Below are 14,230 nucleotides of genomic sequence, written 5' to 3'. Positions count from 1 at the left end.
GCAACGGCGCCGTCGGCCGCATCGTCCTGCGCGCCGCCGCCGAGCACTTGACCCCGGTCGCTCTCGAACTCGGGGGCAAATCACCGGCGTTCGTCGACCGCGGCACCGATCTCGCCGTCGTGGCCGACCGGTTGGCGCGCGGCAAGTTCCTCAACGCCGGCCAGACCTGCGTCGCCCCCGACTACGTCCTCGCCGACCCGGAGACGGCCACCGCCCTGGAGTCCGCGCTCGCCCGTGCCGTAGTGGACCTGTACGGCACCGACCCGGCGGCCTCCGGCGAGTACGGCCGGATCGTCAACGAACGCCACTTCGACCGGCTCACCGGACTGCTCGACTCGGGCCGTGTCGTGGTCGGCGGCGCCAACGACCGTAGGACGAAGTACTTCGCGCCGACCGTCCTGGCCGACGTGGACTGCAAGTGACCCGTCATGCAGGAGGAGATCTTCGGCCCGATCCTGCCGATCGTCACGGTCCCCGACCTGGACGCGGCGATCGACTTCATCAACGACTGCGAGAAGCCCCTCGCCCTCTACACGTTCACGGACTCCGGCGACCCCCGGGCCCGGATCGCCGCCGAGACCTCCTCCGGCGGCCTCGGCCACGGCCTCCCGATCGCCCATCTCACCGTCCCCGACCCGCCGTTCGGCGGTGTGGGCGAGAGCGGCATGGGCAACTACCACGGCCGCTGCTCGATCGAGACGTTCAGCCACCGCAAGGCGGTGCTGGAGAAGCCTCTGGGGTGATCCGGAGGGAATTCGGCCTCCTAACTCGACGCCGTCCAGTCGGTGTACCGAATACGGCGCAGGTCGAGAACATCGCCGATGGTGCTCCACTCGTCTTTTCCGAGGCGGGCCAGGGGCCGCAGCCGAGTGATTTCCGGATGGCCGTTCTCCAGCACGGTCTCGTCGACCGCGATATGTACCACCCGTCCGAATACCACCGTGGAGTCACCCAGCCGGAGAGTGCTGTGGAGTTCGCACTCCAGAGCCACGGGGGAGCGGGCGACCCGTGGTGCCTTCACCCGCACACTGGCCTCGCGCGCCATCCCCACGGCGTCGAACTCGCTGACGCCGTGCGGGAAGTCGGTGGCGGTCCTGTTCACCTCGTCGACAAGCGGTTCTGGAGCGAGGTTGACCACGAACTGCCCGGTGGCCTCGACATTGCGCAGCGAGTCCTTACGGCCGACCGACGTGAACTGCACGATGGGCGGCGTGACCGACGAGATCGTGAAGAAGGAGTGCGGAGCGAGATTGTCGACGCCGTCGGCGGAGACGGTCGAAACCCAGGCGATGGGGCGTGGAACGACGGTCGACGTGAGCAGCCGATAAACCGCGATGGGTTCGAGCTGGGCCGGGTTGTATTCAGTGCGCATACCAGCGATATATCAGATGCCCGTGCGGCGCCGTGCGGCTGTCCCGGCTCTCCCTGCGGTTCCGGCCCGACTCCACGTCCGTGAGAAAGAACTGTGCGCCGACGCGAAAACGGGGGCGCCGCCGCCGGGTCAGACCCCCACCGTGAGCCCCACCACGAGGCTCACCGTCTCCGTACATGAAGACGGTCCGGACCATTGCCACGTGTATCTGGCGGTTCTACGCTCACACGGTCCCACTCATGAACTGCGTTCACATTTATGATCGGAGTCGCCTGGTGAGTGCACCGATGAGATCCCTGGTGAGTGCGAGACCCCGACTCGGTGTCCTGCTCGCGGCGGTCGCCACGCTGACCGCCGTGTTCGTCCCCGCTGCCGCGGCGCACCCGTTGTCGGCCGCTCCCGACACCGCCGTCCTCGACGGTGCCCGTCTCCAGCAGACCAAGCTCCGCCTGGACCACGGCGACCCTCAACTCCGGCGCGCCCTCGGCGACTTGACGACACGCGCCGACAACTGGCTGAGTCAGGGCCCCTGGACGGTCGTGGACAAGCCAAAACCCGCCCCCGGCGGCGATGTTCACGACTACCTGAGCCAGGCCCCGTACTGGTGGCCCACGACCACCCCGACCGCCGACAACCCCTGGGGCTGCCCGTACGTCCAGCGTGACGGGCAGCGCAACCCCGAGGTCGACACGGGCACCGACCGCCAGGATGTCGAGAAGGTCTTCGACTCGACGTACGACCTCGCGCTCGCCTGGTACTACACCGGCGACAAGCGCTACGCGCGAAAGGCCGGCCAGGTCCTGCGCACCTGGTTCCTCGACCCGGCCACAAGGATGAACCCCAACCTGAACCACGCCCAGTTCATCCCCTGCAAGTACGACGGCCGGGCCATCGGCGTCATCGACTTCTCCCAGTCGTACACCAGCGTCGTCGACGCCGTCGCGATCCTCGGCACCGGCGCCTCCGGCTGGACGAAGACCGACCGCACGGCGATGACCAAGTGGAACTCCGACTTCCTCGGCTGGCTGAAGAACAGCGCCTTCGGTAAGGAGGAGGGCGCCGCCGCCAACAACCACGGCACCTTCTACGACATGCAGCTCGCCGCCCTCGCCTACGCGACCGGCGACAAGGCGCTGGCCAGGCGGACCGTGCTGGACGCGCGCGCCAAACGCGTCGACCCGCAGATCGCGGGCGACGGCAGCCAGCCGCAGGAGCTGGCGCGGACCCGGAGTTGGCACTACTCGACCTTCGACCTTGTCGCGTACACCCGGCTCGCGGCCATCGGCCGGCATGTCGGCGTGAACCTGTGGACCTATCAAGGCCCGGACGGGCAGGGCCTGTTGAAGGCAGTGGACTATCTGCTCCCCGCCGCGACCGGAGCCGCCGCGTGGCCGCATCCGGAGCTGGAGTTCTACCGCTACGCGGCGAGCGACATCGTGCACGCGGCGGCCGACGCGGGCGACGCACGGGCCAGGGCCGCCGTACCGAAACTACAGACACCGCCCGGCGGCGACCTGTGGGCACTGCGCCCGGCGGCCGAGCAACTGGACTCGATCGCGGGCTGACCAGTGTGCGGGGCCTGCTGGCCGTCGACCGGCCAATCCGCGAGGGCTAGCCCATCGCCGGCTGACCGGCCCGCGAAGGCCCACCTGCCGTAGGCCGACCGGTTCGCGAAGTCCCGTCTGCCGTCGGCCGACCGGTCCGAACAAGCCCGTCTGCCGTCGGCCGACCGGCTCGTACAGGCTGCCCGTCGTTGGCCGACCAGCCCGTGCAGGGCCGCCTGCCCTCGACCGGCTGGCCCGTACAAGCCCGCCTGACCTCGCCCCTCTCGAACAGGGGTTCCTGAGCGGTCGCTTAGAATGGGGCGTCCCCACAGTCTCCACCGCCCCACTCAGCACCGCTCGGGAGCCCCGCCGTGTCCGTCGAATCCCCGTCCGCCACCGCCACCGCCACCGCCCTCGCCCACGGCCGGCTCATCCCCGTCACCGTTCACTTCGACGACCTCGACGCCCTCGGCATGCTGCACAACGCCCGGTACCCGCTCCTCGTCGAGCGGGCCTGGACCGAGCTGTGGCAGGAACACGGTGTCCGCTTCGACGGCGACTGGGCGAGCGCGGGCGACGCCTGCAACGTCGTGAAGGAACTGCTGATCAGCTACGAGGCACCGGTCACCAGGCCCGGCACGTACGCCGTCCACCTGTGGCTGGACCGGCTCGGCACGACCGGTCTGACGTACGGTTTCCGGCTCTGTTCGGCGGACGGGTCGGTGACCTACGCGACCGGCACCCGCGTGCTGGTCCGGCTGGACGCCGGGACGCTGCGCCCCGCGCCCTGGAGCGAGGACTTCAGAGCTGCCGGTCGGGCACTGCTGCGCTCGGAGCGCTGACCTTCGGGCGGTCCCGGTCCCCGGCGCGCAGCACGCCGGCGAAGACGGCGAGCCCACCGGCCAGCACCGTGACCAGGCAGAACGACACCACCAGGCTCGTCGCCTGCGCGACCCCACCGATCAGGCTCGGCGCGACCAGCCCCGAGGTGTAGGTGATCGTCGCCACGCCCGCGATGGCCTGGCTCGGGTTGGGCCCGCTGCGACCCGCCGCCGCGAAGCACAGCGGTACGACCACGGCGATGCCCAGACCCAGCAGCGCGAAGCCGCCCATCGCCAGCGCCGGGCTGTCCGCGACGACGATCAGCAGCCCGCCGCACACGGCCAGGACCCCGCCCGCGCGGACCGTACGCACCGAGCCGAAGCGGTTCACCACCGTGTCGCCCACCAGCCGGGCCACCGCCATCGTCAGCATGAAACCGGTCGTCGAGGCCGCCGCGAGCCCGGCCGACGTGCCCAACTGGTCGTGCAGATACACCGCCGACCAGTCCAGGCTGGCCCCCTCCGCGAACACCGCGCAGAAGCCCACCGCACCGATGAGCAGCGCCGACCGGGGCGGCAGTGTGAAGCGCGGCGGCGCCTCCTCCTCCACCCCCGGCTGGATGTCGAGCACCCAGCGACAGGCGGTCACACCGAGCAGCGTGAGGATCAGGGCCGCGATGAGATGGTGCACGCGCGCGTCCGAACCGAGGTGCGCCGCCAGGGTGCCGCCCGCCGAACCGATCAGGGCGCCCGCGCTCCACATGCCGTGCAGGCTCGACATGATCGATTTGTCCATGAGGCGCTCGATCTCGACGCCGAGCGCGTTCATCGCGACGTCGGCCATGCCCGCGCTCGCCCCGTACGTGAACATCGCCAGGCAGAGGGTGACCAGGTTCGGCGCGAGGGACGGCAGCGCCAGGGACATCGTCCACAGCGAGATCAGCCCGCGCAGCGCCGTACGGCTGCCGAAGCGGTGGGTGATCCAGCCTGCCAGCGGCATCGAGCAGGAGGCGCCGAACGCACCGAAGGCGAGCGCGAATCCGAGCCAGCCGGCGGCGACATGCGCGTGCTCCTGGATCCACGGCACCCGGGTCGCGAAGGAGCCGGTGACCGCGCCGTGCACGGTGAAGACGGCCGCCACGGCGTACCGGGCGCGCTTCACCTCGTGTCGGTCGTAGACCACTTCGCTCATTCTCCGGCCCCTCCTGCTGTTCGGATCCCGACCTCGATGTCGGTCCGTCCCCTTCCCCGCTCGCGTCGCGTAAACTATCAGGAACCCTGCCTGATAGATAGAGAATTACCAGCCGCCAGTCGCGCCCCCTCGATCTGGGAGGATTCCCGGCATGCCCGCATCCCCGAGCACCGCCCGGGCCATCAACGACCGGCTCGCCCTGCGTCTCCTGCAGCGTGAAGGCCCGCTGACGGCAGGCCAGTTGAAGCAGCTCACCGGACTGTCCCGGCCCACCGTCGCCGACCTCGTCGAACGCCTCACGGCCTCCGGACTGATCGAGATGGTCGGCGAGTCGGGAGCCCAACGGCGGGGCCCGAACGCCCGGTTGTACGGCATCGTCGGCGACCGCGCCCATCTCGCTGCCCTGGACGTCCGCCTGGAGAGCGTCTCCGTGCTCGTCTCCGACCTGGTCGGCCGGGTCCTCGCCGAGGCGTCCGTACCGATCGACGCCGATGCCGGGACGGGGCCGGCGGTGGAGCAGGCCGTCGCGCTGGTGGAGCGGGCGGTGAAGGAGGCGGGGAGCGGGTCAACCGGGCCTGAGGCGGAGGGAGTTCGGGGGCCCGAGTCCGTACGCGAGTGGGGCAGTCTGCACACCGTCGGCATCGGCGCCCCCGGTCTGATCGACCCGGCCACGGGTGAACTCCGCAACACCACCGGCCTGCCCGCGTGGCACCGCAGTCTGGTGGGTGCCCTCCAGGAACGGCTGCCCGATGCCCGTGTCGTCGTCGAGAACGAGACCAACCTCGCGGCCCTGGCGGAGATGCGCGACGGCGCGGCCCGGGACCGGGACACCTTCGTCCTGCTCTGGCTGGACATGGGCATCGGCGCCGCGGTGGTCCTCGACGGCGCACTGCGCCGGGGAGCGTCCGGCGGTGCGGGCGAGGTCGGCTTCCTCCCGGTGCCGGGCACGCGGGGACTCCCTTCGGCGACGGACTGCGAGGGGGGTTTCCATTCACTGGCCGGCGCGGCGGCGGTGCTCGAACTGGCCCGGGAATGCCGGGCGTTGGACGACGAGGGCGCGGGGGAGCGGGCGACCGCGGCGCAGGTCGTGCGATGGGCGGTGGCCACGGTGACCGATGCCCGCGCCGCCCGCTTCCTGGACACCCTCGCCGATCGCCTCGCCCTCGGTGTCGCGTCCGTCGTCGCGCTGCTGGACCCCGGGTGCGTGGTCCTCGGCGGCGAGGTCGGACAGGCCGGCGGTGACGAACTCGCCGTACGCGTGGCCGAACGGATCGCCGGTATGTCACCGCTGCCCGTAAAGGTGCGCCCCAGCGTCCTCGGCGATACGGCCGTGCTGCGCGGTGCGCTGCTGACGGCGCAGGACGGCGCGCAGGACGACCTGTTCGGCTGAGAGGCCCGGGCCTGTTCGGCTGACGAGCCCGGGCCTGTCGGGCTGAGAGGCCCGGCGGTGGGCAAGGGCCGTCGTCACCACCGCCGGACCGGTCCAGAGGTGTCCTGTCCGGTGATCCAGAAAGGACTAGACCAGATGATCCAGCAGGTGGAGGCCTGTTGAGAAGTCCATCGACACCCTCTGTGAGCCACCCCACACACTTCACCTGGATGGACCCTTGCCAGGCGTGGCACACTGGCCCTGTACCAGAAGCAGCGCACTCCGGGGTCGGTGAAAGTCCGAACCGGCGGTTATAGTCCGCGACCCGTCCGTGTAGTTCAGCGGCCGGTTGACCAGGTGGAATTCCTGGACCGACGGTTAAAGTCCGGATGGGAGGCAGTGCGCGGCGGGCGGGCATTCGTGCGCGCCGCCGTATCGGCTCGTCCTGTGTGGGCGGGTTCTGTCCGGCGTCGCCCTCGGTGCTTCCGTTCGTTTCATTCTGTCGTCTTCGACAGGCCCCGGAGTCCGTGCCCCGATGTGGCAGGAGGACCCGGGAAGTGTTCACCGGAATCGTCGAAGAGCTGGGTGAGGTCACCGCCGTCGAGAGTCTCGACGACGCCTCCCGCTTCCGTCTGCGCGGCCCGATCGTCACCGAGGGCGCGAAGCACGGCGACTCCATCGCCGTGAACGGAGTCTGTCTCACCGTCGTCGAGCACGAGGGTGACGAGTTCACCGCCGACGTCATGGCCGAGACCCTGAACCGCTCCAGCCTCGGCGTCCTCGCCGTCGGCTCCCGCGTCAACCTCGAACGCCCCATGGCCCTCGGCGCCCGCCTCGGCGGACACATCGTGCAGGGCCATGTCGACGGCACCGGGGCGGTGTTGGAGCGCAAGCCGTCCGAGAACTGGGAGCTCGTCAAGATCTCGCTCCCCGCCGACCTCACGCGCTATGTCGTCGAGAAGGGCTCCATCACCGTCGACGGCATCAGCCTCACCGTCGTCGACGCGGGCCCGGACTACTTCACGGTCAGCCTCATCCCCACCACCCTCGACCTGACCACCCTCGGCCTCAAGCAGCCCGGCGACCCGGTCAACCTCGAAGTGGACGTCATCGCCAAGTACGTCGAGCGGCTCATGGGCGACCGCGAGGTGACCCCGTGAACTGGCTCAACTCCGAGGCGTTCGTCCTGTTCGGCCAGCACATCAAGTGGTCGGACATGATCGGCAACGTCGTCGGCCTGATCGCCCTGGCCTTCGGCTGGCGGCGCTCGATCTGGAGCTGGCCCACCCAGTTCGTCTCCGGCGTGATCCTCTTCGCCGCGTTCGCCACCGCCCACCTCTCCGGCAGCGCCGGCAAGCAGGTCGTCGTCATGGTCGTCGCGGTCTACGGCTGGTGGCAGTGGAACCGCGGCAGGGGCGACTCCGCCGACGGCCACATCACCCCCCGCTTCGCCACCTGGCGCGAGCGCGCGATCCTCGTCGGCTCCGCCGCCGTGGGGACGGTCGCGGTCGCCGCCCTCTTCAAGGCGTACCCGTCCCTGTCCTGGGACCCGTGGCCCGACGCCTACATCTTCGTCGGCACGATCGTCGCCATGTACGCCCAGGCCCGCGGCATGGTCGAGTTCTGGTTCGCCTGGCTCCTCGTCGACCTCGTCGGCGTCCCCCTCAACTTCGCCAACGGCTTCGCGTTCTCCGGCTTCGTCTACGTCATCTACGGCGCACTCGTCCTGTGGGGCATGCGCGACTGGTGGCTGCGCTCCCGCAAGGCCTCGCAGCCCGTCCTGGAAGGAGCGCCGGCATGACAGCGGCACCGATCCTGTACAGCACCGACGGTTTCGAGGACTTCTCGCTCGACCCGGTCGAGCAGGCCGTCGCCGACATCGCGGCCGGCCGCCCGGTCGTGGTCGTCGACGACGAGGACCGCGAGAACGAGGGCGACCTCGTCATCGCCGCGGAGAAGGCCACTCCCGAGATCGTCGCCTTCATGATGAGCGAGTGCCGAGGCCTCATCTGCGCCCCCATGGAGGGCGACGAGCTGGACCGGCTCCGGCTCCCGCAGATGGTCGAGGACAACACCGAGTCGATGAAGACCGCGTTCACGGTGTCGGTCGACGCCTCGGCCGCCCACGGTGTGACCACCGGCATCTCGGCCGCCGACCGCGCGACCACGCTCCGGCTCCTCGCGAGCGGCACCACCGAGGCCGACGACTTCGTCCGCCCCGGCCACATCTTCCCGCTGCGCGCCCGCTCCGGCGGAGTGCTGACGCGCAACGGCCACACCGAGGCCGCCGTCGACCTCGCCCGTCTCGCGGGCCTGCGCCCGGCCGGTGCGATCGTCGAGATCGCGGGTGAGGACGGCCGTATGCTCCGCCTCCCCGAACTGATCCCGTTCGCCCGCAAGCACGGCCTGACGATCATCTCCATCGAGGACCTGATCGCCTACCGGCAGACCGCCGAGCCCACCGTCCGCCGTGAGGCAGAGGTCCAACTCCCCACCCGCCACGGCCAGTTCACGGCCTACGGCTACCGCTCCACCGTCGACGGCGTCGAGCACGTCGCCCTCGTCCACGGCGAGATCGGCGAGGGCGAGGACGTCCTGGTCCGGGTCCACTCCGAGTGCCTCACCGGCGACGTCTTCCACTCCCTGCGCTGCGACTGCGGCCCCCAGCTGGAGGCCTCCCTGGAGCGCATCCAGGAGGAGGGCAGGGGAGTGGTGGTCTACCTGCGCGGCCACGAGGGGCGCGGCATCGGCCTGCTCTCCAAGCTCCGGGCGTACGAACTCCAGGAGCGCGGCCGGGACACCCTCGACGCCAATCTCGAACTCGGCCTGCCCGCCGACGCCCGGGACTACGGCGCCGGCGCGCAGATCCTGGAGGACCTCGGGGTCCGCAGCCTGCGCCTGATGACCAACAACCCCGACAAGACCGACGCGCTCGTCCGGCACGGCCTCAAGGTCACCGGCCGCGAACCGATGCCGATACAGGCGGGCGAGCACAACCTCCGCTACCTGCGCACCAAGCGGGACCGCATGGGCCACGACCTGCCCTGGCTGGACCCGGCCCCCGTGTCCACCTGCGGCAACCAGTAAGAGCGAGCAGTAAGAGCAACTCGTAAGACCCCTTCAGAAGTCACCGAGGAGACAAGAGAACGTGAGCGGCAAGGGCGCACCGGAACTGTCCGTACGCAACGTCGGAGACCTGCGGGTCGCCGTCATCGCGGCGCAGTGGCACGAAAAGGTGATGGACGGTCTGGTGGACGGCGCCCTGCGCGCCCTGCACGACCTGGGGATCGACGAGCCGACCCTGCTCCGGGTCCCCGGCAGCTGGGAACTCCCGGTCGTGGCAAAGGTGTTGGCGGGCCGGGGCTACGACGCGATCGTCGCCCTCGGTGTGGTCATCCGGGGCGGCACCCCGCACTTCGAGTACGTCTGCCAGGGCGTGGTCCAGGGCCTCACCCAGGTCTCCGTCGAGACCGGCGTCCCCGTCGGCATGGGCGTCCTGACCTGCGACACCGAGGAGCAGGCCCTCGACCGGGCCGGCCTGGAGGGCTCGAACGAGGACAAGGGGCACGAGGCGGTGACGGCGGCCGTGGCGACGGCGGCCACCCTCCGCTCAGTATCTGAACCGTGGCGTTAGGCCGACCACCACAACCCGTAAAGTGGTCGGCATCATGTCCAATAAGACGTTCGAGGAGCTCTTCACCGAGCTCCAGCAGAAGGCCGCCACCGGCGACCCCGCCACTTCCCGCACCGCAGAGCTGGTCGGCAAGGGCGTCCATGCCATCGGCAAGAAGGTCGTCGAAGAGGCCGCCGAGGTCTGGATGGCCGCCGAGTACGAGGGCAAGGAGGCGGCTGCCGAGGAGATCTCGCAGCTGCTCTACCACGTCCAGGTGATGATGGTCGCCCGCGGAATCTCGCTGGACGACGTCTACGCCCACCTGTAAAAACCGTTCAGAACCGTTTGCGACACTTCACCCCATTTCACGCGAAGGAAGCCGACCTCATGCTGCGCATCGCCGTCCCCAACAAGGGTTCCCTGTCAGGACCTGCGGCGGACATGCTGCATGAGGCCGGCTACCAGCAGCGCCGGGAGTCCAAGGAACTGCGGATCGTCGACCCGGTCAACGAGGTCGAGTTCTTCTACCTCCGCCCCCGCGACATCGCGATCTACGTCTCCTCCGGTCGCCTCGACATCGGCATCACCGGCCGCGACCTGCTCATCGACTCCGCCGCCTCCGCCGAGGAGATCCTCCCGCTCGGCTTCGCCCGCTCCACCTTCCGCTTCGCGTCCAAGCCCGGCGCGGCCAGCAGCATGGCGGACCTCAAGGGCAAGACGGTCGCCACCTCGTACGAGGGCATCGTCGCGGGCCACCTCGCCGACAACGGCATCGACGCCTCCGTCGTCCACCTCGACGGTGCCGTGGAAACGGCCATCGAACTGGGCGTCGCCGAGGTCATCGCGGACGTCGTCGAGACCGGCACCAGCCTGCGCAACGCGGGCCTTGAGGTCTTCGGCGAGCCCATCATGAAGTCCGAGGCCGTCGTCATCCGCCGCAAGGGCGCCGAGGTCGAGGAGCCCAAGGTCCAGCAGTTCCTGCGCCGCCTCCAGGGCGTCCTGGTCGCCCGGACCTACGTGATGATGGACTACGACTGCCGGGTCGAGCAGCTGGAGAAGGCCGTCGCGCTCACCCCGGGCCTGGAGTCCCCGACCGTCTCCCCGCTGCACAACGAGGGCTGGGTCGCCGTCCGCGCGATGGTCCCCGCCAAGGAGGCGCAGCGGATCATGGACGACCTGTACGACATCGGCGCCCGGGCCATCCTGACGACGGCCATCCACGCCTGCCGTCTCTGAGGAACACGCCAGCCATGTCTCAACTCCCCGCCCTGCCGGTCACGTTCAGGCCGGGCCGTACCCGTGCCGTGCTGCTCACCGGGGGCGCCGCGATCTTCGTCGTCATCACGACCGTCGCGATGCTCCTGGAGCAGCTCACCCCGGGGGAGAAGCTCAGCTTCGTCTTCACCGGTGCCGTTCTCTTCGGTGTGCTGGCCGTGCTCGCGCGGGTGAAGGTCGTCGCCGACGAGTCCGGTGTCACCGTCGTGAACATCGTCAGCAGGCGCCGTCTGGAGTGGGCGGAGATCCTCCAGGTGAACCTGCGGCCGGGCGACCCCTGGGTGTTCCTCAACCTCAGCGACGGCACCAGCCTCCCCGTGCTCGGCATCCAGCCCGGTATCGCCAAGGAGCGGGCCATCGCCGACGCGCGCACTCTGCGGGCGCTCACCGAGGCCCACTCGACAAGGGATCTGCCGTAGATGGCCATGTCTTGATTAATCTGTTGTCGGTGGCGTTTTTCCTCGCGCCTCCGCCACCGGTGTTCCCCCCTGTCTTCCGAGGCCCCCTGCTACCCGAGGAGTGACTCCCTCCAGCGATGGACGGATCGTCCTGTAGTACCTGCGCCGCCCCCTCCCGACATATCGAGGCGGCGGCATGACCATCCCCCTGCTGCTCCTAGGAGCGGCGATCCTGCTGATTCTGGCCAACGGCTTCTTCGTCGCGGCCGAGTTCGGGCTCGTCACCGTGGAGCGCCCCGAGGCCGAGAAGGCCGCCGCCGAGGGCGACCGACGGGCCGCCACGGTCGTCGAGTCGCTCAAGGAGCTGTCCTTCCAGCTCTCCGGCACCCAGCTCGGCATCACCATCACCTCCCTGGTCGTCGGCATGCTCGCCGAACCGGCCCTGGCACAACTCCTGCACGGCCCGTTCAGCGCGATCGGCATCCCCGAGGGCGCCGTCTCCGGTGTCGCGGTGGTCGTCGGCATGCTGCTCGCCTCGGCGGTGCAGATGGTGATCGGCGAACTCGTGCCCAAGAACTGGGCGGTGTCGCGGCCCTTGCAGGTCGCCCGCTTCGTCGCCGCGCCGCAGCACGCCTTCGCGAAGCTGTTCCGCCCGGTGATCGCCGCGCTCAACGCGGTCGCCAACCGGCTCGTCCGCGCCCTGGGCGTCGAGCCCGCCGACGAGCTGGCCTCCGCCCGCACCCCCGGCGAGCTGGTCTCCCTGGCCCGCCACTCCGCGCAGGCCGGCGCCCTGGAACAGGACACGGCCGATCTCTTCGTACGGACCCTGTCGCTGGGCGAGTTGACCGCGCAGCACGTCATGACCCCGCGCGTGAAGGTCAGCGCGCTCCAGTCGTCGGCGACCGCCGAGGACGTGGTCAACCTGACCCGCGCCACCGGTCTGTCCCGCTTCCCCGTCTACCGGGAGAAGATCGACGAGATCGTCGGCATGGTCCACCTCAAGGACGCCCTGGCCGTGCCCGCGCACGCCCGGCTCCGCACGTCCGTCACCAGCATCGCCAAGTCCCCGGTGCTGGTCCCCGAGACCCTGCCCGTCCAGCCCCTGCTGGCCCGGCTGCGCAGCGAGCAGCCGATCGCCGTCGTCGTCGACGAGTACGGCGGTACGGCCGGTGTGGTCACCCTGGAGGACATCGTCGAGGAACTCGTCGGCGAGGTCCGCGACGAGCACGACGGCCAGGACGTACCCGAACTCGCCGCGGCTCCGTCCGAGGACGGCAAACCCGCCTGGGACGCCGACGGCAGCTGCCGCGTCGACATCCTCCAGCGCATAGGCCTGGACGTGCCCGAAGGACCGTACGAGACGGTCGCCGGCCTGGTCGCCGACCTGCTCGGCCGCATCCCCGCCCCCGGCGACAAGGCCGAACTCCCGGGCTGGCGGCTCTCGGTGCGCCAGGTCGGCCACTACCGCGCCGAGCGGGTCCGCCTGGTCCGCACGTCTCCGCCCGTGAACGTCATGGAGGCGGCCCGATGACCGTCCTCCAACTCCTCTTCGCCGTCCTGCTGGTACTCGCCAACGGCTTCTTCGTCGGCGCCGAGTTCGCCCTCGTCTCCGTCCGCCGCAGCCAGATCGAACCCCTCGGCACGGCCCGCGCCCGCCAGGTCCTCTACGGCCTCGAACGGCTCCCGCAGATGATGGCCGCGGCCCAATTCGGCATCACCGTCTGCTCGTTGACCCTGGGCGCGGTGGCCGAACCGACGGTCGCCCATGTGCTGGAGCCGGTCTTCGAGTGGATGCACCTGCCCGACGGCATGATCCACCCCCTCGGCTACGTCCTCGCGCTCGCCGCGGTCGTCTTCTTCCACCTCGTCATCGGCGAGATGGTCCCGAAGAACCTCGCGATGGCCGCGCCGGAGAAGGCCGCGATGTGGCTCAGCCCCGGCCTGGTCGCCTTCGCCCGGATCTGCAAGCCGATCACCATCGCCCTCGGCGCCGTCGCCCAGGGCATCCTGCGGCTCTTCCATGTCGAGCCCAAGGACGAGGTCGAGGCCGTCTTCACCAGCGAACAGCTCAACCGCCTGGTGGAGGACTCGGGCCAGGCCGGCCTCCTCGACCCCGAGGAACAGGAACGCCTGGAGGACGCCCTGGAGTTGGGTTCCCGCCCGGTCACCGACGTCCTGCTGCGTCGCGAGAACCTGGTCACGGTCAGCCCCTCGGTCGCCCCGGGCGAGATCGTCGCCCTCACCGCCCGTACCGGCTACTCCCGCTTCCCGATCGCGGCGGAGACCGGCGCCTTCATGGGCTATCTCCACGTCAAGGACGTCCTGGACCTGGAGGAATCCGAGCGTGCGGTCCCGCAACAGATCTGGCGCCCCATGACGACCCTGCGCTCCGAACTCCCCCTGGACGACGCCCTGACGGTGATGCGCCGAGCGGCGACGCACCTGGCCCAGGTGGCTGACGCCTCCGGCAAGGTCCTGGGCCTGGTGGCGATGGAGGATGTACTGGAGCTGTTGGTGGGCGAGGTAACGGACCCGGCCCACAGAGAAGTCCCGGCACAACCGCGCACAACGGAACTGAAGCAGACGGTACCCAGCTGACGCCGGATCCCCGTGCCCACCACAGGGGCGCGGGGAACTGCGCGAACA

At 70.0% G+C, this 14,230-nt stretch carries 14 protein-coding genes, 1 pseudogene and 1 riboswitch; of the genes and pseudogenes, 13 read left to right on the top strand and 2 right to left on the bottom strand.

Annotation, left to right across the window (positions count from 1 at the left end):
* Positions 1 to 743: pseudogene (locus tag ACWDEW_RS42820) on the top strand (aldehyde dehydrogenase family protein); the annotation flags it as partial.
* A 20-nt stretch (positions 744 to 763) separates the two neighbouring features.
* Here the strand turns inward: ACWDEW_RS42820 and ACWDEW_RS42815 are convergent.
* Positions 764 to 1,372 carry a flavin reductase family protein gene (locus ACWDEW_RS42815; RefSeq protein WP_450520858.1) on the bottom strand — a complete coding sequence of 203 codons (609 nt, stop codon included), beginning with the start codon at positions 1,370 to 1,372 and terminating at the stop codon, positions 764 to 766.
* A 299-nt stretch (positions 1,373 to 1,671) separates the two neighbouring features.
* Between ACWDEW_RS42815 and ACWDEW_RS42810 the strand changes: the two genes are divergently transcribed.
* Positions 1,672 to 2,937, top strand: coding sequence for an alginate lyase family protein (locus ACWDEW_RS42810; RefSeq protein ID WP_450520856.1), 1,266 nt, complete (start codon positions 1,672 to 1,674; stop codon positions 2,935 to 2,937).
* A gap of 350 nt (positions 2,938 to 3,287) precedes the next feature.
* Positions 3,288 to 3,758 (top strand): acyl-CoA thioesterase, encoded by a 471-nt coding sequence (locus ACWDEW_RS42805; protein ID WP_450520854.1) that lies wholly within the window; start codon positions 3,288 to 3,290, stop codon positions 3,756 to 3,758.
* Here ACWDEW_RS42805 and ACWDEW_RS42800 read toward each other — a convergent pair.
* The gene (locus ACWDEW_RS42800; protein WP_450520852.1) at positions 3,718 to 4,929 is read right to left on the bottom strand and encodes an MFS transporter; all 1,212 of its coding nucleotides are present in this window, start codon (positions 4,927 to 4,929) and stop codon (positions 3,718 to 3,720) included. The two genes, ACWDEW_RS42805 and ACWDEW_RS42800, sit on opposite strands and share 41 nt — an antisense overlap.
* Positions 4,930 to 5,080: 151 nt before the next feature.
* Between ACWDEW_RS42800 and ACWDEW_RS42795 the strand changes: the two genes are divergently transcribed.
* The 10 genes from ACWDEW_RS42795 to ACWDEW_RS42750 all read left to right on the top strand — a co-directional run bounded on the left by ACWDEW_RS42795 (position 5,081) and on the right by ACWDEW_RS42750 (position 14,182).
* Complete coding sequence (locus ACWDEW_RS42795) at positions 5,081 to 6,319, top strand: ROK family transcriptional regulator (RefSeq protein ID WP_450520850.1); 1,239 nt, start codon at positions 5,081 to 5,083, stop codon at positions 6,317 to 6,319.
* Positions 6,320 to 6,571: 252 nt separating this feature from the next.
* A riboswitch (FMN riboswitch) is annotated at positions 6,572 to 6,705 on the top strand.
* Between the two features lie 150 nt (positions 6,706 to 6,855).
* On the top strand, positions 6,856 to 7,458 hold the full coding sequence (locus ACWDEW_RS42790) for a riboflavin synthase (protein ID WP_200708876.1): 603 nt from the start codon (positions 6,856 to 6,858) through the stop codon (positions 7,456 to 7,458).
* Positions 7,455 to 8,099 carry a nicotinamide riboside transporter PnuC gene (pnuC, locus tag ACWDEW_RS42785; protein WP_450520848.1) on the top strand — a complete coding sequence of 215 codons (645 nt, stop codon included), beginning with the start codon at positions 7,455 to 7,457 and terminating at the stop codon, positions 8,097 to 8,099. Before ACWDEW_RS42790 ends, pnuC begins: the two co-directional genes overlap by 4 nt.
* A complete protein-coding gene (locus ACWDEW_RS42780; protein WP_450520846.1) occupies positions 8,096 to 9,385 on the top strand; it encodes a bifunctional 3,4-dihydroxy-2-butanone-4-phosphate synthase/GTP cyclohydrolase II in 1,290 nt (429 codons plus the stop codon). Before pnuC ends, ACWDEW_RS42780 begins: the two co-directional genes overlap by 4 nt.
* A gap of 61 nt (positions 9,386 to 9,446) precedes the next feature.
* Positions 9,447 to 9,932 carry a 6,7-dimethyl-8-ribityllumazine synthase gene (gene ribH / locus ACWDEW_RS42775; RefSeq protein ID WP_019059681.1) on the top strand — a complete coding sequence of 162 codons (486 nt, stop codon included), beginning with the start codon at positions 9,447 to 9,449 and terminating at the stop codon, positions 9,930 to 9,932.
* Between the two features lie 34 nt (positions 9,933 to 9,966).
* On the top strand, positions 9,967 to 10,239 hold the full coding sequence (locus ACWDEW_RS42770) for a phosphoribosyl-ATP diphosphatase (RefSeq protein WP_018534786.1): 273 nt from the start codon (positions 9,967 to 9,969) through the stop codon (positions 10,237 to 10,239).
* 59 nt (positions 10,240 to 10,298) lie between these two features.
* Positions 10,299 to 11,147: an ATP phosphoribosyltransferase gene (gene hisG / locus ACWDEW_RS42765; protein WP_200708873.1), complete on the top strand. Its 849-nt coding sequence runs from the start codon at positions 10,299 to 10,301 to the stop codon at positions 11,145 to 11,147.
* 14 nt (positions 11,148 to 11,161) lie between these two features.
* A complete protein-coding gene (locus ACWDEW_RS42760; protein WP_450520843.1) occupies positions 11,162 to 11,605 on the top strand; it encodes a PH domain-containing protein in 444 nt (147 codons plus the stop codon).
* Between the two features lie 175 nt (positions 11,606 to 11,780).
* Positions 11,781 to 13,115 carry a hemolysin family protein gene (locus ACWDEW_RS42755; protein ID WP_450520841.1) on the top strand — a complete coding sequence of 445 codons (1,335 nt, stop codon included), beginning with the start codon at positions 11,781 to 11,783 and terminating at the stop codon, positions 13,113 to 13,115.
* Positions 13,112 to 14,182 carry a hemolysin family protein gene (locus tag ACWDEW_RS42750; RefSeq protein WP_450520839.1) on the top strand — a complete coding sequence of 357 codons (1,071 nt, stop codon included), beginning with the start codon at positions 13,112 to 13,114 and terminating at the stop codon, positions 14,180 to 14,182. The genes ACWDEW_RS42755 and ACWDEW_RS42750 overlap by 4 nt, the downstream gene beginning before the upstream one ends.
* Positions 14,183 to 14,230 lie beyond the last annotated feature (48 nt).

This window comes from Streptomyces sp. NPDC001100, from assembly GCF_053598575.1.
The sequence above is the reverse complement of the archived record's forward strand: the minus strand, read 5'-3'. Positions and strand labels throughout refer to the sequence as shown.

Excerpts from the sequence above, each read along its gene's own strand:
- ACWDEW_RS42815 (WP_450520858.1), bottom strand. The coding sequence starts at position 1,372 with ATGCGCACTGAATACAACCCGGCCCAGCTCGAACCCATCGCGGTTTAT.
- ACWDEW_RS42800 (WP_450520852.1), bottom strand. The coding sequence starts at position 4,929 with ATGAGCGAAGTGGTCTACGACCGACACGAGGTGAAGCGCGCCCGGTAC.
- ACWDEW_RS42795 (WP_450520850.1), top strand. The coding sequence starts at position 5,081 with ATGCCCGCATCCCCGAGCACCGCCCGGGCCATCAACGACCGGCTCGCC.
- ACWDEW_RS42780 (WP_450520846.1), top strand. The coding sequence starts at position 8,096 with ATGACAGCGGCACCGATCCTGTACAGCACCGACGGTTTCGAGGACTTC.
- ACWDEW_RS42770 (WP_018534786.1), top strand. The coding sequence starts at position 9,967 with ATGTCCAATAAGACGTTCGAGGAGCTCTTCACCGAGCTCCAGCAGAAG.
- hisG (WP_200708873.1), top strand. The coding sequence starts at position 10,299 with ATGCTGCGCATCGCCGTCCCCAACAAGGGTTCCCTGTCAGGACCTGCG.
- ACWDEW_RS42760 (WP_450520843.1), top strand. The coding sequence starts at position 11,162 with ATGTCTCAACTCCCCGCCCTGCCGGTCACGTTCAGGCCGGGCCGTACC.
- ACWDEW_RS42755 (WP_450520841.1), top strand. The coding sequence starts at position 11,781 with ATGACCATCCCCCTGCTGCTCCTAGGAGCGGCGATCCTGCTGATTCTG.
- ACWDEW_RS42750 (WP_450520839.1), top strand. The coding sequence starts at position 13,112 with ATGACCGTCCTCCAACTCCTCTTCGCCGTCCTGCTGGTACTCGCCAAC.